This window comes from Sphaerochaeta halotolerans, assembly GCF_003429665.1.
Classification (GTDB): domain Bacteria; phylum Spirochaetota; class Spirochaetia; order Sphaerochaetales; family Sphaerochaetaceae; genus Sphaerochaeta; species Sphaerochaeta halotolerans.
In genome coordinates this window covers 47,470-74,306 of sequence record NZ_QUWK01000007.1, presented here as the reverse complement: position 1 = coordinate 74,306, position 26,837 = coordinate 47,470, and the positions used below count along the sequence as shown (strand labels likewise).

The window sequence follows — 26,837 nt, the reverse complement described above, 5'->3', positions numbered from 1 at the left end:
AGGTAGGGTGGTCGATACCGAGAGAGCACATCCCAATTTTTCCACATCTATCCTCTGCATTGTAGAGTTATTTCACTTCAACCAGCTCATACCCCATGGTTCCCAATCCCAGTTTCTCCCCATGCTCCAGGGCTACCTTCCAGCTCGTGGTTGGATGGGTGTCTGTAAAGTGATCATGGTGGCAGTGGTCGCTTTCCCCAAGAGCAGAGGAAGGGATAAACGGTTGCTTGTTTACTGCATCCGCACATGCCTTATCCAATGCAACAGGGTCGAAGGAAGCAAAGAACCCTACATCCGGTACGATGGCCAGATCATTCTCTCCATGACAATCACAGTTCGGTGATACCTCAGTAACGATGTTGATATGGAAGTTTGGTCTCCCATGGCAAATTGCATGGGTGTACTCAGCAATTTTACAGTTCAACTTGTCATTTGAACTGTTATCGTTGTTTGAGATTGCATCGGTGGGGCATACTGCTATACAGCGTCCACAACCGACACACTTGTCCTGATTGATCCAAGAGAGCCCATCAGTGATGTGCGGGGCATCGTGGGCGCAGATGTCAATACAAGCTTCGCAACCGATACAAAGACTCTGGTCAACCTGAGGTTTCCCATCACAATGCATCTCCATCTTTCCTGCGCGAGAACCTCCACCCATCCCGATATTCTTGAGAGCGCCTCCAAAACCTGTAGCCTCATGGCCTTTGAAGTGGGCTAGGCTGATAAGGATATCGGCATCCATCAGAGCACGTCCTACCTTTGCTTCTTTGACATACTCACCACCAGGAACGGGGACCAATGTCTCATCAGTTCCCTTCAGCCCATCGGCAATGATGATATGGCAACCTGTTGCATAGGGCATGAATCCATTTTTATAGGCGCTTTCCATATGATCGAGCGCATGCTTCCTTCCCCCGACATAGAGCGTATTGCAATCGGTAAGGAATGGCCTTCCTCCCAACTCCTTCACCAGCTCTACAACTGTAGCGGCATAGTTAGGTCTCAGAAAAGCCAAATTCCCCGGTTCTCCGAAATGGATCTTGATAGCAGTAAACTTGTTCTTGAAGTCAATAGTTTCAATTCCTGCCCTCTTGATCAACCTGGTGAGCTTGAGCAAGCGGGAGTCCCCGTTATCACAGCGTAAGTTTGTGTAGTAGACTTTGGAAGCTTCCAAAAGGTACCTCTCTTTGTATTTGATTGTATTGTTTTACCTATCAGAGTCCCAGCTCTGCTGCAACTTTGATCGCTAAAGCCGGTTTATCGGTCATTACCGAATCTACACCCATCTGGAAGAGGCGTTTCATTTCAGCTTCCTCATTGATGGTCCAGACTTGGATAATGCTCCCTCTGCTATGCATCGTTCTTATAAAAGAAGGGGTGATCACTTCGATGCCCCACTGACGTACTGGCACTTGGAAGATGATAGGGTGTTTCTTCCTTGAGAGCAAATGGAGCTTCTGAAGGGCCAAGAGTGGTACGACCTCGAGCGTAGTTATGCTTGTCAGTATGTCAGGGGCTTTTTTTCGTAGCAACTTGAGATGTGCGAGACGAAAAGAAGCAGCAACGATACGCTCGGTAGCCTGCATCGAATGGATTACTTCAATGAACGTGTCCACGATGGCGGAATCCTTGCTTTTTAGATCCACATTGAATCGTTGGTATGGGCATGCCTCCAATGCTTCTCTCAAGGTACAGAGCTGCACTCCTTTCCCTCTGAAAGGATACGTTTTGCCATTGTCTGCTGTAAACATATATCCTGCATCGTAGGTTTTCAACTCAGAGAGGGTATGGTCTTCCACCCGGCCCGATCCATCGGTATTGCGATCCAAGGTTTCGTCATGCCAGATAACAAGCTCCCCGTCTTTGCTCAAGTGTACATCTGTTTCAATGACATCGACTCCCAAGGTGCAGGCGCTCAGAAAAGCACTGAGTGTATTCTCTGGAAAATGTGCGCTGTCCCCTCTATGTGCTACCACACGAGGCATCGGGTCAAAAAAAGATTCATTCATCGTAATCCGTGTTTTTATATGCCTTGATCCGGGCCATTTTAACAAACACTTTCTCCATCTTCTGGATTTCGCTCTCAGTAAGCGCAGAACGTACGAAAACATCTCGAAGGAAGCGGAAGGTCCAGAGCTTCTCCTGCCCGAGTTTGAAGTATCCGATTTCATCAAGCGCCTCACTGGCTTTAAGGGCGGCCTCTTCACAGCGGTCCTGCGTCACCGGGTTCGCCCCCTCCGGATACGTCTTTATGGTATCATAGAGACAGTAGGTGATGATTTGGACGGCTTGGGAGAGATTGAGAGAAGGAAACTGATCGCTGGTGGGAATAGTAACCACCTGGCTGCACATGGCCACCTCATCATCGGTTAGCCCATCAGATTCCCTTCCAAAGACTATGGAAATGAGCCCATCACCAGTTTTTTGCACCACCTCCGCCAATTGGGTAGGGTTGAGCGAGCTGTGCTTTCGGAACTTGCCCCGTCTTCTTGTCGCGGCAACACTGAGTACGCTTCCAGAGAGGGCCTCTTTGAGTAACGGGAATCGTTTGGCTTGCTCCCACACATCGCTGGCATGCAAGGCGAGTGTCCTGACACGGTTTTCATCATATTCACGATTACCCACCAAGGCCAGGTGCGTAATGCCCATGGTCTTCATGGCACGACAGGTAGCGCCGATATTGGCTCCATCCTGTGTGTCCACCAGTACGATTTGAATCCTATCCAAATTGGTTTGTTGGTCCATAGAACCAGTAATAACAGATATTGCAGGTTTTTCCAAGCTAGTCTATAGTTGTCCTATGACAGAAAAACCTTTCTCAGGAAATAAGTACATCCAAATATTCCTTGGTGTCATTGTAACATTGGCAGTATTTGCTGCCTTGAAAATATCGAAAGACGTAATGATACCCTTGGTCCTTTCGTTTTTCTGTTATTTATTATTCACCCCATTACTTCGTAGGCTTGATAGGCTCCATGTACCCAAAGTCGTTTCGGTTATCTTCGTTATGGCGCTGTTGCTCTGTATCTTTGTTGCTGCCGGCTGGTTTATTGTCATAACAGTAAATACCTTGGCTGACCTGGTTCCCTTCTATATAGAAAAAGTGGTTTCCTTGGACAGGCTTCTCACCAGTAGGGCGAGTACCTTAATAGAGCTTCCAGAGGGGGCTTCCTTTCTCTCGATTCTGCCTGTGAACTGGTCAAGCATAGCTATCAGCAGTTTGACTTCAATCTCCAATAAATTCTTCTCCATTGCCAAGGTCGCTCTCTTGGTCTACATCTTTGTCCTTTTCCTGCTGCTTGAAAGGCAGAGCGTAATTCCCAAACTGCTTGCAGCGATTCCCAGGAACAAGGGTATGAAAGTGGCTGTCATGTTTGAACGCATTACCCGTCAGACCTCCAAATACTTGCTCCTGAAAGTGGTGATCAGTGCCTTCACTGGTGGACTCTTTTTCCTTACCGCCGTGGTTACTGGGCTGGACCTTCCCATTCTCTGGGGAGTGCTGGCCTTCATTTTTAATTTTATTCCTTCCATTGGTTCAGTCATTGTAACGACTATGGTCATCATCATGTCCTTGATCCAGTTTGCCCCCGATTGGACAAATGTCTTCTATGTAGCAATCCTTGCAATCAGCACCCAGATGATTCTGGGAAACATCATAGACCCCCGTCTTCAGGGTGGTCAGCTCAACCTTTCCCCTTTCGTCATTCTTGTTTCTCTCTCCCTCTGGGGCTTCATATGGGGACTTCCTGGAATGTTCATCGCAGTACCGCTTACTAGTGTATTGCAGATTCTTTGTGCGAATATCAAGAGTCTGAGGCCGGTTGCCATCTTGATAAGTAATGGGAAGAGTTATCAACGGGAGACGGCCAAGCAAAAGGCATTGGAACGCTACCTGCGTAAGCAGGACAAGCTCAAGCGGGGAGAACATCCCACGGCCGAGCACATTAATGAAGCCCAGGAGAAGGAAGCCCACGAAGATTATCATAAGGGTGACTTTGTCCTTCCGGAGAATTTCGGCGACAAGAAATGAAGGATTTCCCGAATCTATCAACTGAAGAAGCAGTCCATTACCTGAAACCAACCTTCAGCCAGACGAGTGACGGGTATGAAGCATTCATACGCACAATCCTTGGCTTCTATGAAGCGCATGGCAGACGGTTTGATTGGAGAGAGACCAGTGACCCGTATCGGATCATGCTCTCAGAGGTAATGCTTCAACAAACCCAAACCATTCGGGTCATTCCCAAGTATGTGCTGTTTCTCTCCCTCTGGCCTACATTCAAGGACCTATCGCAGGCCCCGCTTGATCAATTGCTCTTTCATTGGAAGGGATTGGGCTATAACCGCAGGGCTTTGAATCTACGCAAGAGTGCCATGGAAAGCGAGAGATGGGGGTGGACTCTACCAAAAGAGCAAGATGAACTCCGTTCATTGCCTGGGGTAGGAAAGGCTACCGCTGCGGCAATTGGGGCATTCAGCTATCATGAGCGAACCATCTATCTCGAAACAAATATACGCAGGGTTCTGCTTCATTGTTTTTATCCTGATCAGGAAGGGGTGAAGGACAAGGAATTGGAATCGTTGCTCGCTCATTTGGTGCAACGGGTTGAGGACCCAAAACAGTGGTATTACGCCTTGATGGACTTTGGTGTCTTGCTCAAAGGTCTGATTCCCAATTCAAATGTGAGGAGTGCCCACTACTCCAAGCAAGCAAAGTTCGAGAACTCCAACCGACAGATTCGTGGACAGTTGATCCATCTGCTTGCCGATACCGGTGCGAAAGAACAGGACCAGGTGACTTCATTGCTCTCCCGTTTTGAGGAAGAGCGGGTGATGTACTGTCTTGTACAGCTGGTGAAAGAGGGGTTTGTCGAGGAAACGGAAGGGACCTACCGGATAGCTAAGGTTTAGGTTTCTTGTCAGCTGCCAAATTACCTGCCATACCCAACAGCATCAACAGTGCACCGATAAGCAACGGTAGGCTGAAAGTGTCAAAGAAAAGATAATCAATCAAGAGACTCATCAAAATCTGAGCTGAGGAGAGTAGGAGCGCGGAGTATACAGCCGGAATCTTTACGATGACGTAGCTGGTACTTACAACGACAAATACAGCCAGTGTTCCCCCACCAATGATGAGGAGCAGGGGGATTTGGGGAAGGGTTTTCAGACCAACGATTGTTGCATCTCTTTGAAACAGGAAATAAAAAACCAATCCTGCCACCAGTCCACCGATGAAATTTCTGTGAGAAGCACGGATGGGTCCCTCATAGAGGGCAAGCGTACTGTTGAGAACCATCTGTGTCATGGTAAGAGCACCAGCGAGTAATCCGAGCAACACATAGAAGAAAGCAAAATCCGCTGTTCCTCCGCTCGCCATGATGATAATCCCAATCGCACTGACACTCAGACTGATAATTTTTGTCCGGTTCAGACTACGCTTCTGCATGCCCATCCACCCTGTAAGATCGAACACCAAAGAACAGAAACTCTGACCAAATACTGTGGAGGCCATTGCAAGCGAAGCACCGGTATGTACCACGGTGGTGTAGTTCAGGTTCAGGATGGCAAGGCCGAAGAGACCGTTGAACATGAGATACCAGGGAACCTTTCTTCCTGGACCGTTGATAGCCCGTGACTTCCTTCCAAGGAACAGGATGAAAGAAAGGATGGTTAATCCGATCAAGTGGTTGATGATCAGAGAGACACCCATGGTGGTTGCCTGTCCTAAGAGGGTGTTGGAGACCACCATGACGGAGATGACCATTCCAGTCATCATGTCAAGGAAGAGATAGAGTGTCTGATTCATAGGCGCATTGTATCGGTTTCTGCCTTGTAGCGCCAGAGCTTTTCCTTCTACAATGAGCGCATGTCAATCAAAGCTATCGACTTTACCCGAATCAGGGAGTATGAAACCCAGTTGCTTGCAAAAGCAATGCCCCCGAACAGTCTTGGGAGACTTGGATCTCTCGCTCTCAAGCTTGCGCTGATCAAGGAGGAGCCCTTGGACTCCCTCTCTCTTTTATTGTTTGCATCCGACCATGGAGTGGTGGAGGAGGGGGTTACCCATAGCCCTCAGCAGATTACCTACCAACAGTGCTGTAATTTTGCTTCCGGTGGTGGGGCATGCAGTCTCTTTGCTTCCTTGAACCATGCGACACTCTCTGTGATTGATGTAGGGGTGAACCATAGTTTTGCCAAGCAGGATGCAGTAGTCGATTGTAAGATCGGCTATGGAACTAAGAATTTTTTGAAAGGCCCTGCAATGGAACGGGAGCTCTGCCTTCAGGCAATGGAAGTAGGCAGGAACAGGGTTCATTTGGCAGTGAAAGAAGGAGCCCAGGCAATTGCATTTGGGGAGATGGGAGTGGGTAATACCACTAGTGCTTCTGCTGTGTCAGCTGCCCTGACCAATCTTTCTGTCTCTGAGATAACAGGTAAGGGCTCTGGGCTCAGCGATACTGAATTACTCCACAAGGTTGCTGTTATCGAGAAAGCCTTGGAACTTCATCCTCAGAGGGACCCGCTTAGTGTGCTTTGTAATCTTGGAGGGTATGAAATTGCTGCCATCTGTGGAGGCATGCTGGAAGCTGCAGAGGCTTCCCTCCCTATTCTGCTTGATGGCTTCATCGTAACGAGTGCAGCACTGGTCGCTAACGCCATGGACGAGCATCTCCATGAGTACCTTATCCCATGCCATCAGTCAGGAATGCAGGGACATAGAAACATGCTGGAGTCACTTGGCTGTGGAAAACCTCTCTTGGATCTTCAGATGCAACTGGGTGAAGGGACCGGTGCCTTGGCTGCCTGGCCTTTGGTCCGTCTGGCAAGTCACCTGCTCACCGATATGACCAGTTTCTCCGATGCCCAGGTTACCGATAGCACGAAGCTGTTACAGTCGATGGGGTTGGCATGAAGAACATACGGACTGGAACCACAAGCTACATCATCCCAGATGATATCCTACCCAATGTGCGTTACCTCGCAGACAAGGTGGATGATATTGAGTTGGTGCTTTTTGAGAGTGAACAGATGAGCAATCTGCCGGATGAGCATACTATCAAGGAGCTCGCTCTACTGGGTGAATCACATGGTTTGAGTTATACCGTGCATTTCCCCCTGGACATCTACCCAGGGTCTGCGGACCCGGAAGAACGAACTAGATTCTTACGAACCGTGCAGCGAATCGTCACGCTTACTGAGCCTTTACATCCCTTCGGTTACGTGTTGCATCTCACCCCAGAGTCCTATGGTCCTGTTCCCTCCCCGCATCCCAAGCGATGGACCAAATGCCTTGAGCAGAGTCTTGAAATGATGGTAGTGCAGTATGGGGCTATGAGCCGAATGTTCTGTATCGAAACCTTGAGTTATCCGTTCTCCATTGTTTATCCGCTTGTGGAACGTTTTGACCTATCTATTACACTTGATATCGGGCACATCTGGTTGATGGGGTACCCCATGCAGGAGAATCTTGACTCCCTCTTGCCCAGGACCCGTATTGCACACCTCCACGGGGTCCATGGTGGCAAGGATCATCTGGGGTTAGATAAGGGGGACACGGCGAGTGTAAGCCGGTTCCTCTCTGCTTTCTCCCAGCAAACCCAAAAAGACAACGTGCAGAGGGTTCTTACCTTGGAGGTTTTTTCTGAAGCAGAGTTACATGCTTCCCTCTCCCTCTTAGAGAAAAGCCATGGTATGATGGGAAAAGATTCGGGAGGTAGGTATGGCAACCATTGATACGAAGAAGACTCTAGTAAAGGGATATCCGCTTCGACCTGCAAAAGGCACGATGGTCTCCACTGCGGGGTCCATGAAAATCCACACCAAGATCAAGAGTGAGGTAACACTGGTTATCGGGGGTGGGAGAAGCGGGAAGAGTTCCTATGCACAAGATTATGCGCTCAGTGTGTGTGACGGTACCCAAGCCCGTGCCTATATTGCAACCGCCGAACCGATTGATGATGAGATGAAGGCACGTATTGCAGCTCATCAGAGGGATCGTGCAGATCGATTTATCACCATAGAGGAACCGTTGGATATCGCTCGTGCCATACAGGAGCTTCCCCCATCTGTGGAGGTCTGTATTGTCGATTGTCTTACTGTTTGGTTGGGCAATCTTCTCCATCATAGAGGCATACCTGAGAAACGGTTTCCCGAGGAAGATGCGCTCTATGAAGTGCTCAGGCATCCCCCCTGTGAGATTCTCCTCATCACCAATGAAACTGGTCTGGGCTTAATCCCTGCGGATGCAGAAAGTAGGGCATTCAGGGATTTGAGCGGTTGGATGAATCAGGAACTTGCAGAGATTGCTGGAAATGTAATCGTAATGGTCGCAGGGCTTCCTCTTGCTCTTAAAGGAAAAATTCTGTGATTACACTAGGTCTGGGGGGTGCGTTGCGCACCCTCACCCGTTTTCCGCTTCCCTACCGGACATTGGAAAAGGAACAACGCATTCTGTTCTGGTTTCCATTTGTGGGAGCTCTCTTCGGTCTTTTTTTTGTAGGAGCCTCCTATCTACCTTTCTCAGCCCAGATTCGTTCAGCGCTCATCCTTGCTCTCTCTGCCTATCTCTCACGGGGTTTTCATCTCGATGGGCTCTGTGACTTTGCCGATGGGTTGGGAGGAGGATGGAATAAGGAACGCAGTCTCGCTATCATGAAGGATAGTAACAGCGGTGCTTTTGCCCTGATTACCCTGTTCTGTGTACTCCTGATCCAATATGCCTCCTTACAGCAACTCGTCGATATTCCTTTGGCGTTGCTTCTGGTACCGATGCTTGGAAGACTGAACCAGGTAATCGCTGCTTCCCTGATGCCCTATGCGAGGGAAGGAGAGGGGACTGCTTCCCTTCTGGTACGTTCAGCAAAACCTTACCATATAGTTCTTCCACTTTTGCAGGTAGTGATTATCCTGGTTCTGCTGTTTCTGTATTCACATGAGTATGCCTTCAATGCCCTGATTGCGTTTCTTCTTTCGCTCTGTACAGGCATGTTGGTGCTTCTGATCAGCAGGAAACGGCTAGGAGGGGTTACCGGGGATGTCCTGGGTGCAGTGGAGGTGCTCACAGAGACTGCTGCCATGCTTGGATTCCTCCTCCCTCTTGCAACACAAGCCATCAGTCGGTAATACTAGGCAATACATTCTGGGAGGTAGCGGATGGATATTGTATGTCTCGATTTGGAAGGGGTCTTGGTACCGGAAATTTGGATTAATGTTGCAGAGCGAACAGGTATCGAGGAGCTGAAGATTACCACCCGTGATGAACCGGACTATGACAAGCTGATGGGCGGCCGGATCAAGATACTTGAGGAACACAATCTGAAACTCAAGGATATCCAGAATGTCATAGCAAAGATGGGACCCCTGGAAGGAGCGCTCTCCTTTCTGGAATCTTTGCGATCGATGACCCAAGTGGTCATACTCAGCGATACCTTCAGTGAGTTCGCCAGTCCTCTTATGCGTCAGCTAAACTGGCCTACCATCTTTTGTAATGATCTGGAAGTCGATACTGAGAACAGAATTATTCGTCATAGGATGCGTCTTCACGATGGCAAGAAGAAAGCCATTCAAGCCTTGAAGTCCCTCAATTACCGAACATTTGCAGCTGGAGACTCCTACAACGACCTTACCATGATTCAGGAAGCGGATGGAGGTTGCTTGTTCCGTGCTCCCCAGACGATTCTTGAGCAGTATCCAGATTTGAAGATCGCAGAGACATACGATGAGTTTCTGAAGATCATCAAGGAGTTCATTGGCCGATGAAACAGAGTAGGCTGACTCCAAACATTGTTGTCCTCATTCTCTCCCTCTTTATAGGCTTTTCGCTGCTCGCCTTAGCATATAAGCCTTCAGCTCTCCTTGTGATCGTAGTGGCATTGGTCTTGATAGTGTTCTCTGTACTGTTGATCAGATATGCAGTGATCTTTGACCGTCAAATGCGCGAGAAGCAGGAGAAACTCGATGAAAAGGAACCTACGCAATAGCTTGGTAACTTCCGGCGGAGCAATACATGCTACGCATAGGGTGTCTACCCTCCTGGGATTTGAAGACAGGGTTATCCATTCATTCCCCAACGGAGCGAGAGGAAAGGAATCAGCATGATGGTTCCTCTCTGGAGCGAGTGCCGGGAAAGCAAGGTGAGATACCCCGTCCCTTGGGGCGGAAAAGGAGGCAACGCCTCCTGAGTCCATGGCTTGCCCTGGGGTATTGATACCTTTCATTGCATCACCCACGATATGCACCTTGTTCTACGGTATCTTCCAGAGGTTACCAAAAGGTATATGCATATTCTGCATGGCACACACAGCTCAAGAAGCGTTTTTCTTCAATAGGGTAGGGGCATACCTGGTACATACAGTGAAAGCTCAGACAAAAAAACACGCTAAAAATCCTAAAAATGAGGTAAGGAGCTTGACAACAACGCATCTTATCCCCATCTTATATGGATAAAAATCCAAGGGGTACAGCTACTGTCCCTTATAGGAGGCGTGTAATGTCCGAGGCATTTGTGCATGAGATGGAAGAACTTCTCGTTTCCATGAGAAAAGAACTGTTGGAAAAACTCACTGAGGATAACAGTGACTTCCGGGAGATGGTCAATTCCATGGGAATCAAAGACAGCATCGATGTGGCGGCTGATGATATTGCGTTCAAAAAGATGGAGGCAATAAACAAACATGAGGCTAACCGCCTCCGTTCCATTGAGAATGCCATCGCCCGTATCCATAATGGGAAATATGGATCCTGTCTGAGATGCGGAAAAAAGATTCCAGAAGAACGACTTCGAGCTATCCCTTATGCAGTACTTTGCATCGCTTGCAAAAACGCAGAAGAGGTCCCCGGGAGAAGATAAACGCAACGGAGGGCAGAAAAAGAAACCAGATGGAACCTTTTGTTAGGGACAATCTGGTTTTTTTTACAGGAACGGGTTACTGTATTCGTCCTTGATTGTGCTTGTAGGTCCATGTCCTGGAAGTACCTGCACTTCTCCTGGGAGCTTCAGTAATCGATTGCAGCTTGCAATGATCTCACTATATGAACCACCATCCAGATCAGTACGGCCTATACTGCCGGCAAACAGCGTGTCACCAGTAAACATAAACTGCCCTTCCTCATGATACAAACATACGCCCCCCTTGGTATGACCGGGGGTGAGCATCACCAGAAGATGGCTATCTTGCAAGTATTGGCCATCAGAGAGAAAACCTGTTGCCTTGGGAAGCATTTGTAGCTCTTTGTCATACATCTGTAAGAAACTCTTGTCAAAGCAGACCTGCTTGACATGTTCATACGAAAGTGAGGATGCCTCCTGCTCTGATACGAGTATCTCAAGCTCAGGCCATTTTGTAATAAGGGTTCCCACAGCAGTAATATGATCCCAATGCGTGTGGGTTAAAAGAATGGCGACAGGGGTGAGGTTTCTCTGGGTAATGCGGTCAATGATGAGCTGACCATCGGCACCTGGATCAATGATCCAGGCACTCGAGGTCTCTTCATTACCCATGATGTAACAATTTGTCTGGTAGGGCCCCACCACAAGTCGTTCCACTATCATTTTCTACTCCTTGTTAGAATAGCTGACGGAAGCCGTCCGTCCTCTGATGTCCTTTCCATTGAGCTTCTCAATTGCTTTTTCGCAGTTCTCTTCACTCATGCTGATGAAGGAGTATTTGTCATGGATGCGAATGCTGTAGATGTCGTCTCTTTCAATACCAAGTTCTGTCTGGAGTATCTGACTCAGTTCCTTGGTGTACAGTCTCTTCATCTTACCAATGTTCAGATACAGTGTTCTTGCTCCTTCAGGAAGCGGTCTGGGCGTCTTTTTGCGAGGTTGTTGGTTCTCTTTCTCTTCCTTGGGTTCCTCTTTCTTGGTAGGGGCTTCTCGTTTTGCCTTAGGTGCTGGTTTTGCATTTGAACCAGCTCTTTTCGGGGTGTTTGCCTGCAGAACTTCCCTAAGCAGATAGGCCATGAAATAGCCACGAAGCGAGAATGGGACATTCTTTTTGATCAGACGTTTTAGTTGTTCCAATTCATCAGGGTTTGGGTCGGCCTTGGTTTTACCAGCAAGCAGCTGGATGGTGTCAATTACCAGGTCGTCGGTCGGGGTGCTCTTGTTGTCAATAGCCATGAGCAATTCTCCTTGGTTCATAATGCCTCTTGGTCCGTGCCAGCGGAAGGGCTGAAAGTTTAAATTTTTAAGGGAACATGCTCTCCTCGTCCCCCCGCCTCAAAGGGGGTGTGGGAAACGTGGCGGGCATAGCTTCTGCCCTTTGAAGACAGAAGTAAGTGGATACCATTGTGGTCACACTCAAAGAAGAGGGTACATCCTGGCACATGTACGCAAAGACTCTCCGATCTGTCAAGGAAAAGAATAGGGTAGCATGAATAAACCATTTCCATCCCAAGGCAGTTTGCATTCAGAATACCGAACCTCTTCTTCCTTTGTCAAGGAACGATGAAAAGGATGGAAGTGGGTTCATCTCTCTTTGCCTAGCAGCCCACCTCTATGATACTATCAATTATGGGCTCATTGCAGGCAGATATCCAGGAAAAACAGAAAGCGATTGAACAACATCATAGTGATCTTCTCGCTTTATATATGGATTTGGCAAAAAGCGTCTCCCTGATTGAGGAGAACGTCAGTCTCGGGTATGCCCGCAGCGAATATGAACAATACCGAAACACTCTACAGAAATGGGAAGATGCCAGGCAATCGTTCGAGCAGATACGTATATACATCCAGCAAATGGAAGATCGTTCGAGAAAGATCAAGGAGATTGCCTCTGATATAAAGGCTCTTGAACAACCAAAACGAAAGGTCCATGCACAGATCGGAGCGATTGCCTATGAAGCCTATGGGTCAGAGTCCCTCCCTAAGTACATAGAGGAGGTGTGCCAACCTCTCTTTGAGGAACACCAGAGGAAGACTCGGAAGCTAGAGGAACGTCTCGATACCTACAAGGGTAAATTGGGCAAACAAATCTTGCACCTCCGTCTCAGTGCAGCGAGAAGGCAGATGGTTGGCTTGCTTTCCAAGGCAGGGCAGGCTCTGGTAGCTATTGGATGTGAAGCCGATCTTCCTCTCGATAGACATCCTGAAGTCATGAAGCAGCTTGTACGACTGCGAAAAGAGGAAGCTGCACTCAAGCAGGAGATGGAGTTGCACCAGAGCGCCATCGCGCGACTCCGTAGCGAGGAGGTACCCAGTCCCAAGTCACGGTTGGAAGAGCGTTCCCAAGCTATGAAGAAGGAAGAAAAAACATATCAAAAGGCGGCTTATTCCTATGGAAAAGCACTGTACGAATCACTCCCTGATTCAGTGCATGCAGGACAGATAGGGCAGAAGGCAATCTCCTTAATGGATCAAATTACCCTCCATCGTTCCCGAATCAGGAAATTGGAAGGGGATATCAAAACGCTGCAAAACTTGATAAAAGTACAGGAGTTGGAAGCGCAGATAGAGTTGGAGAACCAGAAAATCGATCATCTGCAAGCACAGATAGAAACATTCAATCGTCAGATAGCTCAGGTGCATGCTTCTATTCAGCTCAAACAGAACAAAATCTCCGAGTTGTTGCCAAAGAAGGAACCGGAGAGCAATGGCTGAGAAATCCAAACCACCCAAACAACTGACCCTGGACTTAGATGGGAAGGAAGAAAAACCGAAGCCAAAAAAGAGTACGTCCTCCTACAAGGTCGTCCTCTCTGATACTCCTTCCCCTCTGAAGAAGCCCAATACATCAAGGAAGAAGCCGACAGTCACCACGCGTAGCATGACGGTCAAGATACCTGCAGACCTGAGACCAGTGCCAAAGCCTGTAGCCAAGGAAAGCCTTGGCAAGAAGCGTCCCACACCCCGTACTGCTGACCAACCGAATCCCCATGTAGTGCAGACAAGGACCCGAAAACGTCCCGCTACCCAGACAGCGAAGCCCAAGAAACAGCAGGTGGTGCCTCCTAAGATTGGAAAGCGTACCTCCTACCGCCAACCGCTCTCCAGGCGACTCTTGCTTCCACTGGTAATCGCCTTACTGGTGGTTGCTGCTCTTCTCATTCTCTATGCGCACGGGGAGAAGCCTACTCTTCTCGTTCCCCCCGTCCCCGGGGGAGAGAAACGTGATGTTGTTGCAGTGACCATTGAGAGCGGGATGACAGCCCGTACAGTCAGCCTCTTGCTCGAACAGTTGGGAGTGGTTGAGGATGCCCAGGCATTACTTGCTTATCTGGTGGAGAAGGAACTTGCTACCGTTATCCAGACCGGTACCTATGTTATGGAGCGGAATCTGCAATACAGTGAGGTTGCCTCCCTGCTTACCAATACTGAGCAGACCATGGATGTGACCATTCCTCCTGGTTTCACCCTCTCTGACATCGATGGTTATCTGGTAAACAGGCTTGAGATTGATGAGGGGGGGTTCCTGGATGCTGTTAATAATCTGGCTTCTGCTTACCGGCTCAGTTTTACAGAGGGATGGTTCTTGAGTGGATCTTATACAATCCATCGTAATCGCGCTGCAGAGGAGTTGGCCTTGGCAATGTATCAGGAGATGTTACGTGCGCTTCAAGGGCTTTTGGATTCACCTCTCTTGGAGCGGTACAGTATTGAGGAACTGTTGATTGTTGCCTCCATGATTCAGGCAGAGACACAGGATATCACCCAAATGGAGGGAATTTCCTCGGTTATTCATAACCGGCTGGCACATGATGAACCATTGGGAATCGATGCAACCACCCGTTATGAGTTGGGGGATTGGGAGAACCCAATACCAACTGAAGCCTTGGAGACCAAGAGTCCGTACAACACCCGTAGAAAGGTAGGTCTACCGCCATCAGGGATCTGCTGCCCAGGGGTAGATGCGCTTCGTTCAGCATTCTTTCCGAAGGACACACCCTATTTTTACTATCTGCATGGATATGACAAGGCAATCCACTATGCAGAGACGTACGAAGAGCACAAGGAAAACATTACACAGTATCGTTAGTCTGGTGTTTTTGAACCAAGAGAGAAAATCCATAGTACAAGGAAATCGAGGATAATGACCAGGATGAAAAGCAGACTGAAGAACGTTCAAACCCAACCAGCAAGGCGATGGTCCATCGGGCTATGTGGTAGCGCTTGCTGGAGGTGTCTCGTTCGGGTTGGGTTGTACAACGATAGTGAGCAACGGCATACCGAATTCCCCAAAAACCTTGCTATCGTACGTATCCGGATGACCTGCTGCACAGAAATGGCGTATTAGGAACCAGACATATGATGGTTGTGGTCACAAGGGTTTAGGTGGTTTCGGTGTTTCTCCGGTAAACTGGGCACACCAAAGTATGATTTCCTCAAATACTGAGCCATTGAGTTCGTAATAGACGAAATTCTTGTACTTTGTTTCTGTAATCAAGGAAGCCTTTTTCAGCAATGAGAGGTGGTAGGAGACAGTTGCTGCTGAGAGATTGGGGAAATGGGAGGCAATCTCTCCAGCTCTTAGGCGCTGTTTCTTGACGAGTAAGAGCATTTCCCTCCGTTGTGGATCGGCTATCGCTTTCATAGTCTCTGAAAACCCCATGGCATCTCCTATTTCGAAATAATTCTAAATAGATACTATCCTGCGCCTTTTCTCTAGTCAAGTGTCTCATGTCACTGAAAGTGGAAGTGATTCCAGCAACACTGGAATTTCATCAACCTTTTTTATGTTTCTGGATGAGAATCGTGTAGGTTCGGCGTAACGGAGCGTTTTCGTTGCATTAGATAGGTATGAAATCTCTGCAACATTTCCTCCCATAGGAAGGGCATGTGATGTAGCTGTAGAAACCATATCTATGCGTGATCCGCACCTGAAAAAAAAGAAGAAAGCGCGTCTCGTCTACCTAAAATGGGAGGACCTGCAGAGTGTACACAGCTTCAAACTCCGTGGAGCTTACAACAAGATCGCCCATCCCAGCAGTGAGAAAAAAATCGGGGAGTCATTGCAGCAAGTGCTGGCAACCATGCTCAAGGAGTTGCGCTCTCTGCACAGAAGCTTGGCATTGATGCCCAAGACCATACCAAGCATTAAGATTGAGGCTGTGTGGAGCTATGGGGCAAGGATAGAGCTCTATGGTGATAGTTATTCAGAGACCTATGAGTACTGTATGATAGGAGGGGAGGCCATGGAAACCGAATACCAAATCTTCTATCAGATTGAATTTATAGGGAGAACCAATGCACTGGGAGACTTCCTGAGTACTTTGGAAAACCGATGGAAGATCTGCCTCTTTCATTCCCCAACGGAGCGAGAGGAAAGGAATCAGCATGATGGTTCCTCTCCCGAGCGAGTGCAGGGAAAGCAAGGTAAGATACCCCGTCCCTTGGGGCGGAAAAGGAGGCAACGCCTCCTGAGTCCATGGCTTGCCCTGGGGTATTGATACCTTTCATTACCGGAATGCTGCGAGTGACACAGGAAATGTACTTGTCACTGGGTTTGAGACAACATCACAGGATGCATTGGAACTTGCCTTGAGTGAAGCAGGATATACTTGGTCCTGGGTTTCCGATGATTTGGTTGTCAGGACGTATTTCGGAGAATCGTAGAGAGCTACCTTGTTGACGTATACACGCGATAGAGGTATATTGTGTATATGATAAAGAGTTTCGCCGACAAGGATACAGAAAGGATATTTCATTCAATCTTCATCAAGAAGCTTTCCAAGGAAATTCAGATTGTCGCTAGGCGTAAACTCTGGTTGATTGATATTGCCATGAAGACGAGCGACTTGAATGTTCCTCCCGGAAATCGATTGGAACAATTAAAGGGAAAGCGTAAGGGGCAATACAGTATCAGAATCAATGACCAGTGGAGAATATGTTTTATCTGGAATGAGACGAAATGTATTGCAACCGAAGTCAGAATTATTGACTACCATTAGGAGGACAAAATGGATAAGTACATGCCAACCTTAACAATCGGAGAATTTTTAAAGGAAGAATTCATGGTTCCTCTAGGCCTTAGCGCATACAAGCTTGCAAAGGATATTGATGTACCGGTAAGCCGTATCCAAGAGATTTTGGCAAACAGGAGAAAACTTTCAATGGATACAGCCCTACGTCTTGCACACTATTTCGGAACCAGTGATGAATATTTTGCCAATCTGCAGACAAAAGTTACTTTGGAAAACGAAAAGTTAGTGATCAAGAAAGCAATTGAATCACTTCCAACGTACGAACAGACGATGAGAAATCAGAAATCCTTTCATATCTGAGTCCACAATCGAGCCCCTAAGAATATATCGTTTCGTTTTCTTTGACAAAAAAATGGAATCACATTTGAGTAATCTCATTTATTGAAATAAGATGTACTGATTTGTTATTACCGGCGATCGGACTTGAACCGATACAAGCTTGCGCTCAATAGATTTTGAGTCTATCGTGTCTACCAATTTCACCACGCCGGCATTAGCGAAATCAATGCTACCAAATCCCTTTGAAAAAAGCAACAGCGTTTTCAAAAAAGTAGCATGAGATTGTCTTTTCAGCCTCTTTGCTTTACAGTAAAGCATACATGGAGGAAATCGTGGAGACTTTCAAGAAGTTGTTGGTAATGGCTTTGTTGATCTGTATGGTGCTTTCAAGCCTTGCTGCTGCTGAAGAAGCTGATGACATCCTTCTCGCTGATGTGCCCATCACCTATGGGGATGCAACGTTCAGGGAGCGGATACTTGCACGTACCCAAGGAGAACGCTCTCCTGTTGGGCTCGTACTCAGTGGCGGTTCAGCACGGGCTTTTGCACATATTGGGGTTCTGAAGTACCTGGAAGAGCAGGGCATTGTCCCTGATTTCATCATAAGCAATTCAATGGGAAGTATTGTAGGGCTCCTCTATGCCGCAGGACTTTCGCCTGATCAGATTCTGGAAAGCATAACTTCGATAAATCTCCAAAGTATGTTTGATCTCACGCTTCCTGTTGAGGGAGGGGTGCTGGAATCTTCACGATTCATTGCTAAAGTTGCCTCGATAGTGGGCTCTGACCTTCAGCTTGAGACACTTCCTATCCCCATTATCGTGGTGGCGGAAGATTTGGTGACCAAGCGTCAAATTGCCATCAGCGAAGGGGATTTCTTCACTGTCTTACAAGCTAGCTATGCACTTCCTGTGTATTTTCCCCCAGTAGAATATCGAGGACACTTGTTAATCGATGGTGGCATTACCAATCTCGCCCCAATTGATTTGGCCTACTCCTATGCCGATTCAGTCATCGTTTCCACAACATTCTATGACATGGATACCTTGAATCTCAAGAATCCACTGACTGTGCTCAATGTCTCCATTGATATCGGAAAGAGAAGGAAGGGGGTGGAAGAGCTCAAGAATGCGCTTCCCGAGGTCATCTGGATTCGTTGTGCTGTAGAGGATGTCTCTTTCATGGAGTTTGATCGTGTGGAATACTTGGTTGAACAAGGCTATCGTTCGGCGAGTGAGCAACAGGAACAGTTATCGACCTTGCATAAAAGTGCAGTAAGCCAAGAACTCTCACAGATACGGAGTGACTTGGCATTGAAGATGGAAGAGAGTGCTACTGTCTATCGTTTATACCAGCATGTTCCCCTGAACATCCCTTCCACATTGTTTGGGTTGGGTTTGGACAGTGACTATCAGGAGCCAGACACTTCTGCACTCAAGGATGATACCACCCTGGGGTTCAAGTTCCTCCATAGGAAAGGTGATATCTCAGTAAGTGTGAACCCGGGGTACTCCTTTGACTTCCGCAGCAACGAACGGTTTTCCGCCGCTCCAGCAGTCCGGGCACAGTTTGACTACACCTTCCTTAAGTATCTTCGTCTCTCTCTCTACAGCTCCTTCTTGTTTGATGTTGGGCAGCTCGCCCCAATCCTTTCCAGTGGAGTTAATCTTGAAGGAAGAATTTTTGTGTTTGATGAAAAACTGAGAATCAGTTTGCTGCAATCCTATGAACAGATAAACAACTTCGAAGACAGTGACTACGTCGATTTCTTCGACGGCCATACCTTCCTCTATACCATTTCAGCAATAGGAACGCTGTATCCTTCTCATGATGATGTATGGGTATTCAACGATACGGCACTCTCTCTCTCATATCAGATATTGGGGGATTTCTCCAATGTTCGCTCGTTTGCTGCAACTCATGGTAATACAGAGGTTCTTAATCAGAACCTCGATCTATTTGCCTCCATCAATGCCTTTGGACGATTTGCACTGGATGGGAAAGGGGATGTTCCCTTTTTCTTCTCAGATGGGTTTAGAACCACTGACTCCCAGATCAAGAGCCAGGGGCATGATTTGACTGTCAGCAGTAATCCAGCGAATCATCTGGTAGGATTGGGTGTATCGGTAGGGTATCGGCCTAGTGCTTTTAATCCGACGATGGCAGAATTGTTCATCTTCCAGAACAACTCTGTTGCCATCTATTCAGACCTGCTCTGGAACAGGAACACCTTGGTTCCCTACCTCTCCCTTGGCTTGGAATTGCACAGTGACCTCTCCCTGCTGGGAATCCGTACACTGCCGCTCACCATCTATGGAGGTTGGGATCAGAGAGTAAACACCTTGGTCTGGGGCTTTTATTTCAACGTGGCGTTCTAGTACTACTCAAGGTTGTGCTTTCTTATGTATTCCAAGTCCTCTTCCGTGAGGTCGGTATTGGGGGATTGATTATCGCTCTCATCCGGCGTTTTTTCTTGCTGCTTGGGAGCGCTTTTCTTTTGCTTCTTGGGTTTAGCAAACCCATCCAGTACATACCCTTCCTCTGGAGGGAATGTCTCCTCGATTGATTTGGGGCTTTGCCCTACTGCTACTGAAATGGTGTCGCGGTCTATCTCCAGAGCACATTTTCTCCGAGTATCTGGGTTTTCCAAGCCTTCTATCATCCCTTGGATAATTTCCTTGCTGAACCCTGAAGTATTTGCAAACCGTGCATCCAACGCCTTCTTTAGTAATTCGATAGCATCCCCTACCTGACCAAAGTGAATCTTTACCTGTGCATGGTGCACATAAGGCTCTGGAAAACGAGGCCCTTTTTCGATCAGTTCCTCGAAGAGTGCATCCGCCTCCTCCCATTTTCCTCGAAGCAGGAACAACCAACCACGACTATCTCTGATGCCCGGGCTGCTGTACTCCAATTGCCCAGCCTCATCAAGCAACTGTTCCGCCTTCTCCAGATCGCCTGCCGCCAAGGCATAGGTAGTGTAGTTGATGAACAGGTTCTTATCTCGATACCCATTCTCGTGGACTTCCTTTACACATTCAATTGCTTTATCAAGATCTCCGTTGATCCAATAGGCCATACTGACCATAGTCTTCGCAACATTGTCGAGGTTTTCATCTCGCCCCTCCCCAGAGGCAAGGTAGTCTTCAATGATCTGTTTGCCTTCCTCTGCATCGCCACGTTGTAGGAACATACTTGCTGCGGTAATGACAAAGGGTTTTTGCAACCCAGCTTTGATTGCCTTGCGATAGAGAGGCCATGCATACTGCCAATCTTTCTCATTCTTGCTGGTAATCTTGCTGTTTCCCCTGATGTAATAGATGATGCTCCGTCTGTAGTACAGCAGGGAGCCCAAGACGAGGGCTATCAAGAGGAATTTGCTGTATGTCGGAATATCGATGACTGCTATGAGTACCACAATCAACAACGTAAGCCACAAGCCAAGATTCTTCTTTCGATTCATAGTGTTGGGACCTCCCTTCAACGATTGTACTCTACACAGAAAGACGGGTGGTTGCAAGTTCATTATGGTTTGCCGTATGCTGAGCTTATGGAAGAGAAAGACATACTGGTACATGCTTGTTGCGGCCCCTGCAGTACCGCCAGCATCGAGAGACTTCTTGAGGATGGGTGGAACCCTGTCCTGTACTTTTCAAATAGCAATATCTACCCCCTGGAAGAAGTGCAGAGACGCTATGATGCGCTGGAGAAGGTGGCACGTACCTACTCCTTGCAAGTAATTCACGAACACTACAACCACGAACGTTGGTTGGAGAGTGTCAAAGGACACGAAGGTGAAAGAGAAGGGGAGACCAGGTGTAGCCTGTGTTTCGCCTTCAACTTGAAGGAGGCTTCTCTCAAAGCAGAGGAGCTAGGGTTCAGACATTTCACCACCACTTTGACGGTAAGCCGATTCAAGAACAGTAAACGCATATTCAGCGTTGGTGAACAATTCCCTGGGTTTGAGCAAATCGATTTCAAGAAGAAAGGTGGATTTGAGAAAAGTGTACGTTTAAGCAAGGAGTTGGGACTTTATCGTCAGCACTACTGCGGATGTGAATTCTCAATGCACAAGTAAGAGGCTTTGCCTACCTATGACTGAAATGCTATACTCTTCTGCCAAGGGGGAGAGTAGCTATGTTCCGAAAATTACTGAAGTTCTTCACAGGAAGACTCTTCATCTCCCTTGTTCTCATCTCCCTTCAGATTGCCATTGGTATCAATATTATTGGGTTTGCCCAAAATGATACTCTCTGGATTCGAATTCTATCGGGCTTGTCCATTATGATGGCCCTTGTCGTAGTGGTAAGAGACCTCAACCCTGCCTATAAGATTGGTTGGATGCTCATCTTCATGACCATTCCCGTGTATGGTGGATTGTTCTATGTCCTTTTTGGCACCCGTGGGCTCAATGCCCGCCTGCGTGCACGCCTTGAAGAACTGGAGAAACTCAACCAACGTGGAATGGAGGGTGGGGCATATAGTAACCTCCTTCCAATGAAGGCGCTTTCGGCATACTCAAGAACATTGGCAAGGCAAGCACAATACATTGCGAATATCAGCTCATATCCTGTGTGGGGGAATACTGAGGTTGAATACTTCGAAAGTGGAGAGGACTGGGTGCAAGATGTCTTGCTCGAGCTGAAAAAAGCCAAGACGTTCATCTTCCTCGAGTTTTTCATTATCGGAGAGGGAGAAATCTGGGATTCAGTGCTTGCCGTACTCCTTGAGAAGTGTATGCAAGGAGTGCGTGTCTGTCTCATGTATGACGACGTTGGTTCCATCTTAGACATCCCCAACCATTATGACCGTAAACTTCGGTCCTTGGGCCTTGAGGTTGTAGCCTTCAATCCATTGAAAGCCCACCTGAACAGCCGTTCGAACAGTCGGGACCACCGCAAGGTTTTGGTTATTGACGGCAATGTAGGGTACACCGGTGGAATGAATCTTGCCGATGAGTATGCCAACCGGAAGATCAAGTTCGGCCATTGGAAGGATACTGCAGTAAAGCTTAGAGGGGACGCTGTATGGAGTCTCTCCCAGATGTTCCTTCAGCTCTGGGCTTTCTCTATTGGGCAACCTATGGATTACTATGCCTACCGTCCGACAATTACCTGTAAGACCGATGGGTTCGTCCAACCCTTTGCTGATAACCCGTTGGACAATGAGAATGTTGCAGAAAATGCCTACATCCAGATTATCAGCATGGCAAAAAAGTACGTCTGGATAACGACCCCTTATCTTATCCTCGATAATGAAATGCTCACTGCGCTGAAGATTGCCGCCCAAAGTGGTGTAGATGTGCGTATCATTACCCCTCATAAACCTGATAAATGGTATGTATTTGCTGTTACAAGGGAGAATTACCGGCCTTTGTTGGAGTCTGGGGTGAAAATTTATGAGTATATTCCCGGATTCTTGCATGCAAAGATGTTCGTCAGCGATGACCGTGTTGCCATCATTGGTACAATCAATATGGATTATCGGTCATTCTACCTGCACTTTGAAAACGGGGTGGCATTCTATGGCTCATCTGTAGTGCAGAAGGTACATACTGATATACGAAATACGTTGGATGTAAGTAGAAGAATCACCATGGATTTTGTAAAGAATCGCTCGTGGATTAAGAAGTTTACCGGGATGGTCTTGAAACTGGCCGCCCCGTTGTTATAGGAGGAAGGATGCGATTTCTGAATTATGGTTCAGTCAATATTGATTTGATTTTCACGGTCGATCATATTGTAAAGGGAGGGGAGACACTACAGAGTACTTCCCTTGCTAAAAGTGCTGGGGGTAAAGGCGCAAACCAGAGTGCGGCCCTTGCAAAAGCTGGTGCAGAGGTTTTTCACGCCGGAAAGATTGGGGAGGATGGTGTCTTCCTGTTGGAATTACTTTCGAGCTATGGGGTCGATACCTCTCTCATCCATCGGTATGAAGGTGCTACAGGGCAGGCTTTGATACAGCTTGATAGCCAAAAACAGAATGCAATCATCCTCTATGGGGGAGGAAATATTGCAATTACCACCCATGAGATTGATGAGGCACTTAAGCTTTTCTCCTCAGGTGATATGCTGGTACTTCAGAATGAGATCGTCCACAATGGGCATTTGATTCGTGAGGCAAAGAAACGCGGAATGAAGGTTTGCATGAACCTGGCCCCCTTTGATTCCAGTCTGCATGAGCTTCCTCTTGGTCTCTTGGATCTGTTGGTGGTGAACGAGATTGAAGGGGCAAATCTTGCAAATCTTCCTGAGGGCAGTGATTTCTCCGATATCCTGGAGCAGCTTGTAAAGGACTATCCTGAGAGCGAGATTCTTTTGACGATTGGAAAAGAAGGATGCCTCTACGGCTATAAGGAGGAACGGATCAGTGAAGGTATTTATGATACACCGGTTGTGGACACCACAGCTGCAGGGGATACCTTCATCGGCTACTATCTTGCTTCCCTCTCCCGTGGTTTCACAGTCAAGGAGTGCTTGCGTGCAGCGAGCAAAGCCGCAGGTCTTGCGGTCTCTCGGCCCGGGGCCATGGCATCCATTCCATTGGCCCGTGAGGTATTCGACTAAGTAGGTATCAACAGTTTCAGTACTAGATAGAAGCCAGTGATGTTTCCCTCATCACTGGCTTCAATATGTGCAAGCTTGTCTGTCCGGACTCGCTTCGAAGTTTGTTAGTTTGCAACCACGAATAACGTTCTGCTGTATCCCTCTTCTGCAATCGAGTAAGAGAAGTTGTATGCATTTGAATCAACTTCAAAAGATCCAAACTCGTTGGCAGTAAACGTGTTTCGTTCAGGAATGTAGGCGCGCAACTTGAGCACTGCTGTCTCCTGCATGCCAGCAGCAAAAAGAGCAGAAGATAAGATGGTCATCAAGATGACTGTTAGTATGATGGCTTTGAACTTCTTCATCTTCTTACTCCTCTTTTAGTAGATCTTACATCTATATAGTATGTAGGATGTAAGAAGATGTCAATATATAAAAAGAAATAAATTCTTATAATAAAAGAAATTAGAGAATGTCATATGTTAGAAGAAGTAACCTATAACATCTACCAAAACCACCTCTTGTTGCATACGTTTCTAAGAAGATTAAGCGAAGAGTTCTTACTTATGACATGGTAAAAACATCAAATCTGAGATGTATTGACTATAAATGAAGAAATATTGCTTATGGCACACCCAATGATATGACAAGAGACATGAAGGAAAGGCCCTGTCACTTCTGACAAAAGGTGCGTGGGAGAAGTCTGGTAACTTCTTCCATCCTTATATGCCGAGTAATTGTAAATGGGTCTTTCTATAAGACGATGGGCTGCTCCCGGTGGATTGCTTGAATCGTTTGGAAAAATGGAATTCTGAACAGAACTGCAATTTTTCTGAAATCTCCTTGATGGATTGGGTGGTACTGGTAAGCAGTGCTCGAGCCGCCTCCAGCTGAAGATTGGAGTAATATCGCATTGGGGTGGTGTTCATGCGCTTCTTGAACAAACGAACAAAATAAGAGGGATCGAGTTGTACGTGGTCTGCAATCATCTGTAGGTTCAGATTGTCGAAAACATGCCGCTGCATGTATCGGATGGCTTTCTCAAGATGTACATTTTCCCCTTGGTTTTCTTCCAACTTTGTGCCGGCAGCCAGGTTGTACAAGAGGCCAAGCATCTGGTAGCAGGCGCTGATGCGCAACTCACGCAACTGGCTGAGCCCCTTGTCTCTCACCTCTTCAAAAAAGAATCGCCAGTTGTTGCCCAGACGAATTGGGTTCATCTTTTCCAATTTGCTTACCAGATTCTGTTCTTCAGGGCAGCTGATCAAGGTAGCGTAATAGGTGAGACCTGCCTGACGGTCGGCCTCGATTGCGTGTACCGTTCCACCGGTGGTTACAAACAGTGACCCTGGAGAGATTGTGTACCGGCTTTGGGCATTACTGAACGTGCCACAACCACTGACAAAGTAATGGACTTCGAATTGCCCTGGTTCGTGATTATGCACCCGCTGATGCCATAGCAGTTCCTGTTCTTCATGCATCTGGAATACAAAGACCGCATCCAATAGTTCCATAAGTCAATAATACATATGTTTTCACAATCTTGTCTATGGTATTTGTCCCAACCATGGGTAATGCTATACCAAAGGAGAGGATTTGTATGCAAGTTGTTGTAGGAATTGATACTGGCACACAGAGCACCAAGGTTCTCTGTTATGATGCCGAGACGAAGCAAGTCCTGTTGACCGTCAGTGCCTCCCATGAGTTGGAGAGTCGTGAAGACGGGACGCGTGAGCAAGAAGCTGTATGGTATCTGGATGCAATCAGATCCTGCTTTGCCCAGATAGATCCAAAGATTAAGGAGCAGGTTGTTGCAATCGGTGTCTCTGCCCAACAACATGGTTTTGTTCCCGTTGGAAAGGACGGAGAGGTGCTTGCACCGGTCAAGCTCTGGTGTGATACTTCCACCAAAGCACAATGTGATGAACTAACTCAGAAACTTGGGGGGGAAGACAGGGTGTTTGAGCTGTTGGGGAACCAGATTCTCCCCGGCTATACCTTGTCCAAGATTCTCCATCTGAAGCAGCATCGGGGCGAAGCGTACGAAAAGCTGGCTCATATTCTTCTTCCCCATGATTACATCAATTTTTATCTGACAGGTGTCTATAGTGCAGAAGCAGGCGATGCTTCAGGCACTGCATTCTTTGACGTCATGAACAAAGCATGGAGCAGGGAAGTGTTGCAGGCGGTGGATGATGGTCGTGATCTCTACAGTATGCTGCCACCAATTACCAAGGCAGGGCAACCGGCAGGTTCCGTGCAACCTTCCACTGCGAAGGAGCTTGGTATACCAGAGGGCATCCCTGTCTCCTGTGGAGCAGGGGACAATATGGCAGGAGCCATTGGAACGGGTTGTGTGGGAAAGGGCGATCTTACCATGAGCATGGGTACCAGTGGGACCCTTTTCGGGTACAGTGATACCTGTATTACCGACCGCAAGGGAAGGCTTGCAGCCTTCTGTTCTTCTACTGGTGGGTATCTGCCACTGCTATGTACCATGAACTGTACCATAACCACTGAATCGGTGAGGCAGCTCTTTGGCTATGATGTCAAGGAACTTGACCGTTTGGCATCAAAGGCTCCAATTGGATGTGAGGGAGTAACGATGCTGCCCTTCTTCAACGGGGAACGTGTGCCTAACCTGCCACATGGAAAGGGTGTGATAGCAGGCCTTGATATGGGGAATATGAAGGTGGAGAATATCGCGCGTGCCGCCTTGGAGAGTTCCATCTATGCCATGAAGGGTGGATTGGATGCTTTCGGGGAGCTTGGTTTTATTCCCAAGCGAATTATTCTCACCGGTGGTGGTGCAAAGAGTGCCATCTGGAGACAGATTGCCTGTGATGTGATGCAGTTGCCGGTTTCCGTTCCAAAGGTTGGCGAGAGTGCGGCCTTCGGCGCAGCACTCCAGGCGCTATGGACACTCAGCGGTGGGTCGATTGTGGACCTTGCATCTGAGCACGTACGCTTTGATGATGCAAAGGGTTGTGAACCAGACAAGGAAGCAGGAACGTTGTATGCAAAGGCATACCAGCGTTATCAATCGTATGTTGAGGCGATGACGCCTTTATTTCAGTAGGAGGA

The 26,837-nt window shown here is 47.6% G+C and carries 30 protein-coding genes and 1 tRNA gene; 19 read left to right on the top strand and 12 right to left on the bottom strand.

Annotated features, from left to right (window positions below; genetic code table 11):
* Window positions 1–67: 67 nt before the first annotated feature.
* From DYP60_RS07825 to DYP60_RS07815, 3 genes are read right to left on the bottom strand one after another with little or no spacing between them, the layout of a single operon-like run.
* The gene (locus DYP60_RS07825; protein ID WP_117330453.1) at window positions 68–1,177 is read right to left on the bottom strand and encodes a DUF362 domain-containing protein; all 1,110 of its coding nucleotides are present in this window, start codon (window positions 1,175–1,177) and stop codon (window positions 68–70) included.
* A gap of 40 nt (window positions 1,178–1,217) precedes the next feature.
* Window positions 1,218–2,012 (bottom strand): glycerophosphodiester phosphodiesterase family protein, encoded by a 795-nt coding sequence (locus DYP60_RS07820; protein WP_117330452.1) that lies wholly within the window; start codon window positions 2,010–2,012, stop codon window positions 1,218–1,220.
* Entirely contained in the window at window positions 2,005–2,748 is a 744-nt protein-coding gene (locus DYP60_RS07815) for an RNA methyltransferase (RefSeq protein WP_117330451.1), read from the bottom strand. Before DYP60_RS07815 ends, DYP60_RS07820 begins: the two co-directional genes overlap by 8 nt.
* 55 nt (window positions 2,749–2,803) lie before the next feature.
* Here DYP60_RS07815 and DYP60_RS07810 point away from each other — a divergent pair, with 55 nt between their 5' ends.
* Window positions 2,804–4,036 carry an AI-2E family transporter gene (locus DYP60_RS07810; RefSeq protein ID WP_117330450.1) on the top strand — a complete coding sequence of 411 codons (1,233 nt, stop codon included), beginning with the start codon at window positions 2,804–2,806 and terminating at the stop codon, window positions 4,034–4,036.
* Window positions 4,033–4,917, top strand: a complete 885-nt coding sequence (locus tag DYP60_RS07805; RefSeq protein ID WP_117330449.1) for an HhH-GPD family protein — start codon at window positions 4,033–4,035, stop codon at window positions 4,915–4,917. The genes DYP60_RS07810 and DYP60_RS07805 overlap by 4 nt, the downstream gene beginning before the upstream one ends.
* Here the strand turns inward: DYP60_RS07805 and DYP60_RS07800 are convergent.
* The gene (locus DYP60_RS07800) at window positions 4,907–5,812 is read right to left on the bottom strand and encodes a DMT family transporter (RefSeq protein WP_117330448.1); all 906 of its coding nucleotides are present in this window, start codon (window positions 5,810–5,812) and stop codon (window positions 4,907–4,909) included. The two genes, DYP60_RS07805 and DYP60_RS07800, sit on opposite strands and share 11 nt — an antisense overlap.
* 60 nt (window positions 5,813–5,872) lie before the next feature.
* Between DYP60_RS07800 and cobT the strand changes: the two genes are divergently transcribed.
* From cobT to thrH, 5 genes are read left to right on the top strand one after another with little or no spacing between them, the layout of a single operon-like run.
* Entirely contained in the window at window positions 5,873–6,919 is a 1,047-nt protein-coding gene (cobT, locus tag DYP60_RS07795) for a nicotinate-nucleotide--dimethylbenzimidazole phosphoribosyltransferase (RefSeq protein ID WP_117330447.1), read from the top strand.
* Complete coding sequence (cbiR, locus tag DYP60_RS07790; protein ID WP_117330446.1) at window positions 6,916–7,740, top strand: cobamide remodeling phosphodiesterase CbiR; 825 nt, start codon at window positions 6,916–6,918, stop codon at window positions 7,738–7,740. The genes cobT and cbiR overlap by 4 nt, the downstream gene beginning before the upstream one ends.
* On the top strand, window positions 7,727–8,374 hold the full coding sequence (gene cobU / locus DYP60_RS07785; protein WP_117330445.1) for a bifunctional adenosylcobinamide kinase/adenosylcobinamide-phosphate guanylyltransferase: 648 nt from the start codon (window positions 7,727–7,729) through the stop codon (window positions 8,372–8,374). Before cbiR ends, cobU begins: the two co-directional genes overlap by 14 nt.
* Complete coding sequence (gene cobS, locus DYP60_RS07780; RefSeq protein WP_117330444.1) at window positions 8,371–9,129, top strand: adenosylcobinamide-GDP ribazoletransferase; 759 nt, start codon at window positions 8,371–8,373, stop codon at window positions 9,127–9,129. Before cobU ends, cobS begins: the two co-directional genes overlap by 4 nt.
* Before the next feature lie 30 nt (window positions 9,130–9,159).
* The gene (gene thrH, locus DYP60_RS07775; protein ID WP_117330443.1) at window positions 9,160–9,765 is read left to right on the top strand and encodes a bifunctional phosphoserine phosphatase/homoserine phosphotransferase ThrH; all 606 of its coding nucleotides are present in this window, start codon (window positions 9,160–9,162) and stop codon (window positions 9,763–9,765) included.
* An 86-nt stretch (window positions 9,766–9,851) separates the two neighbouring features.
* Here thrH and DYP60_RS14250 read toward each other — a convergent pair whose 3' ends face one another.
* Entirely contained in the window at window positions 9,852–10,223 is a 372-nt protein-coding gene (locus DYP60_RS14250) for a hypothetical protein (RefSeq protein ID WP_160526006.1), read from the bottom strand.
* Between the two features lie 272 nt (window positions 10,224–10,495).
* On the opposite strand from DYP60_RS14250, the gene DYP60_RS07760 reads away from it, so the two are divergent.
* Entirely contained in the window at window positions 10,496–10,855 is a 360-nt protein-coding gene (locus DYP60_RS07760; protein ID WP_117330440.1) for a TraR/DksA family transcriptional regulator, read from the top strand.
* A 63-nt stretch (window positions 10,856–10,918) separates the two neighbouring features.
* On the opposite strand, the gene DYP60_RS07755 is transcribed toward DYP60_RS07760, so the two are convergent.
* Complete coding sequence (locus DYP60_RS07755) at window positions 10,919–11,557, bottom strand: MBL fold metallo-hydrolase (RefSeq protein ID WP_117330439.1); 639 nt, start codon at window positions 11,555–11,557, stop codon at window positions 10,919–10,921.
* 3 nt (window positions 11,558–11,560) lie between these two features.
* Window positions 11,561–12,151, bottom strand: a complete 591-nt coding sequence (locus DYP60_RS07750; protein WP_237446275.1) for a DbpA RNA binding domain-containing protein — start codon at window positions 12,149–12,151, stop codon at window positions 11,561–11,563.
* A gap of 357 nt (window positions 12,152–12,508) precedes the next feature.
* Between DYP60_RS07750 and DYP60_RS07745 the strand changes: the two genes are divergently transcribed.
* Window positions 12,509–13,609, top strand: coding sequence for a hypothetical protein (locus tag DYP60_RS07745; protein WP_117330437.1), 1,101 nt, complete (start codon window positions 12,509–12,511; stop codon window positions 13,607–13,609).
* Window positions 13,602–14,984 carry an endolytic transglycosylase MltG gene (mltG, locus tag DYP60_RS07740; RefSeq protein ID WP_165849540.1) on the top strand — a complete coding sequence of 461 codons (1,383 nt, stop codon included), beginning with the start codon at window positions 13,602–13,604 and terminating at the stop codon, window positions 14,982–14,984. The genes DYP60_RS07745 and mltG overlap by 8 nt, the downstream gene beginning before the upstream one ends.
* Window positions 14,985–15,266: 282 nt before the next feature.
* Here the strand turns inward: mltG and DYP60_RS07735 are convergent, their stop codons facing one another.
* Entirely contained in the window at window positions 15,267–15,557 is a 291-nt protein-coding gene (locus DYP60_RS07735; RefSeq protein WP_117330435.1) for an autorepressor SdpR family transcription factor, read from the bottom strand.
* Window positions 15,558–15,810: 253 nt separating this feature from the next.
* Here DYP60_RS07735 and DYP60_RS07730 point away from each other — a divergent pair, with 253 nt between their 5' ends.
* From DYP60_RS07730 to DYP60_RS07715, 4 genes are read left to right on the top strand one after another with little or no spacing between them, the layout of a single operon-like run.
* The gene (locus tag DYP60_RS07730; protein WP_165849539.1) at window positions 15,811–16,395 is read left to right on the top strand and encodes a pyridoxal-phosphate dependent enzyme; all 585 of its coding nucleotides are present in this window, start codon (window positions 15,811–15,813) and stop codon (window positions 16,393–16,395) included.
* On the top strand, window positions 16,379–16,561 hold the full coding sequence (locus DYP60_RS07725; protein ID WP_117330434.1) for a hypothetical protein: 183 nt from the start codon (window positions 16,379–16,381) through the stop codon (window positions 16,559–16,561). Before DYP60_RS07730 ends, DYP60_RS07725 begins: the two co-directional genes overlap by 17 nt.
* A gap of 47 nt (window positions 16,562–16,608) precedes the next feature.
* Window positions 16,609–16,896 (top strand): type II toxin-antitoxin system RelE/ParE family toxin, encoded by a 288-nt coding sequence (locus DYP60_RS07720; RefSeq protein ID WP_117330433.1) that lies wholly within the window; start codon window positions 16,609–16,611, stop codon window positions 16,894–16,896.
* Between the two features lie 9 nt (window positions 16,897–16,905).
* Window positions 16,906–17,229, top strand: a complete 324-nt coding sequence (locus DYP60_RS07715) for a HigA family addiction module antitoxin (RefSeq protein WP_117330432.1) — start codon at window positions 16,906–16,908, stop codon at window positions 17,227–17,229.
* Window positions 17,230–17,337: 108 nt separating this feature from the next.
* On the opposite strand, the gene DYP60_RS07710 is transcribed toward DYP60_RS07715, so the two are convergent.
* A tRNA-Leu gene (locus tag DYP60_RS07710) sits at window positions 17,338–17,421 on the bottom strand.
* A 107-nt stretch (window positions 17,422–17,528) separates the two neighbouring features.
* On the opposite strand from DYP60_RS07710, the gene DYP60_RS07705 reads away from it, so the two are divergent.
* Window positions 17,529–19,586, top strand: coding sequence for a patatin-like phospholipase family protein (locus DYP60_RS07705; RefSeq protein WP_165849538.1), 2,058 nt, complete (start codon window positions 17,529–17,531; stop codon window positions 19,584–19,586).
* A gap of 2 nt (window positions 19,587–19,588) precedes the next feature.
* Here DYP60_RS07705 and DYP60_RS07700 read toward each other — a convergent pair whose 3' ends face one another.
* Window positions 19,589–20,671: a tetratricopeptide repeat protein gene (locus DYP60_RS07700; protein ID WP_117330430.1), complete on the bottom strand. Its 1,083-nt coding sequence runs from the start codon at window positions 20,669–20,671 to the stop codon at window positions 19,589–19,591.
* Window positions 20,672–20,758: 87 nt separating this feature from the next.
* Between DYP60_RS07700 and DYP60_RS07695 the strand changes: the two genes are divergently transcribed.
* From DYP60_RS07695 to DYP60_RS07685, 3 genes are read left to right on the top strand one after another with little or no spacing between them, the layout of a single operon-like run.
* Window positions 20,759–21,286: an epoxyqueuosine reductase QueH gene (locus DYP60_RS07695; RefSeq protein WP_117330429.1), complete on the top strand. Its 528-nt coding sequence runs from the start codon at window positions 20,759–20,761 to the stop codon at window positions 21,284–21,286.
* Between the two features lie 59 nt (window positions 21,287–21,345).
* The gene (gene cls, locus DYP60_RS07690) at window positions 21,346–22,881 is read left to right on the top strand and encodes a cardiolipin synthase (protein ID WP_117330428.1); all 1,536 of its coding nucleotides are present in this window, start codon (window positions 21,346–21,348) and stop codon (window positions 22,879–22,881) included.
* 8 nt (window positions 22,882–22,889) lie between these two features.
* Window positions 22,890–23,774 (top strand): ribokinase, encoded by an 885-nt coding sequence (locus DYP60_RS07685; RefSeq protein WP_117330427.1) that lies wholly within the window; start codon window positions 22,890–22,892, stop codon window positions 23,772–23,774.
* Window positions 23,775–23,878: 104 nt separating this feature from the next.
* Here DYP60_RS07685 and DYP60_RS07680 read toward each other — a convergent pair whose 3' ends face one another.
* A complete protein-coding gene (locus DYP60_RS07680) occupies window positions 23,879–24,118 on the bottom strand; it encodes a hypothetical protein (protein ID WP_117330426.1) in 240 nt (79 codons plus the stop codon).
* Between the two features lie 357 nt (window positions 24,119–24,475).
* Window positions 24,476–25,267 carry an AraC family transcriptional regulator gene (locus tag DYP60_RS07675; RefSeq protein WP_117330425.1) on the bottom strand — a complete coding sequence of 264 codons (792 nt, stop codon included), beginning with the start codon at window positions 25,265–25,267 and terminating at the stop codon, window positions 24,476–24,478.
* Between the two features lie 86 nt (window positions 25,268–25,353).
* Between DYP60_RS07675 and xylB the strand changes: the two genes are divergently transcribed.
* Window positions 25,354–26,832, top strand: coding sequence for a xylulokinase (xylB, locus tag DYP60_RS07670; RefSeq protein ID WP_117330424.1), 1,479 nt, complete (start codon window positions 25,354–25,356; stop codon window positions 26,830–26,832).
* Window positions 26,833–26,837: the final 5 nt, after the last annotated feature.